Raw genomic sequence first — 750 nt, 5'->3', positions numbered from 1 at the left:
CGGCTTGTTGCAAATAATCAGATAAGGCAGATCTACCCAGTGATGGGCTTAATGATTACTGGTAAATAACCTCAACATTGAATAGACGATTCATGAAGGCGGATCTCTCTCGCACAATGGTTTTACGTTCATCATGACGAAGCCAAAAATCAAACTGTCCTTTGTTTACCATCCGTAATGACTCAAATCCCTGGATGGTTGACCAGGCTCGCTTTCGTATTTTAAACCCACCGGTGGCTACAACGAGTTTCTTGATGGGAGCGTGATCGGACTCGATACCATTATTGAGATACTTCACTTGCCGCTGCTCGACATCCGCTCGCAGTCGTCCCTCCTTCTTCAAGCGGGCAATCGCATTGGCGTATGAGGAATGCTTGTCAGTGTTTAACGTTTTAGGCTGATTGTCTAAGTCGTAATATCTCAGGCAGCGCCTAAGAAACTGATATGCGGCTTCTTTATTACGTTTGTGAGAGAAATAGAAATCCAGCGTTTCGCCTTGTTTATTGATGGCACGGTAAAGATAGTGCCATTTTCCCTTCACTTTGACATAGGTTTCATCAAGCTGCCACGAAGAGTCTGTCCGGATGAATTGATGACGGCGTAACTTCTTGCGTAATGCCGGGGCATATTCAATAAACCAACGATAAATGGTCGAACGGTTAACCGAAATCCCCCGCTCTGCCAACATGTCGCTGAGGTTCGCGTAGCTCATTGGGGTCGAACCATACCAACGAAGGCACCAGAGAATGA

General features: G+C 46.0%; 1 protein-coding gene. It reads right to left on the bottom strand.

Features of this window, described 5'->3' with window-relative positions:
- Positions 1–55: 55 nt before the first annotated feature.
- A complete protein-coding gene (locus EDI28_RS26110; RefSeq protein WP_233353525.1) occupies positions 56–748 on the bottom strand; it encodes an IS6 family transposase in 693 nt (230 codons plus the stop codon).
- Positions 749–750: the final 2 nt, after the last annotated feature.

Source organism: Photobacterium chitinilyticum (genome assembly GCF_004104355.1).
In the GTDB taxonomy this organism is placed as follows: Bacteria; Pseudomonadota; Gammaproteobacteria; order Enterobacterales; family Vibrionaceae; genus Photobacterium; species Photobacterium chitinilyticum.
The sequence above is the reverse complement of the archived record's forward strand: the minus strand, read 5'-3'. Positions and strand labels throughout refer to the sequence as shown.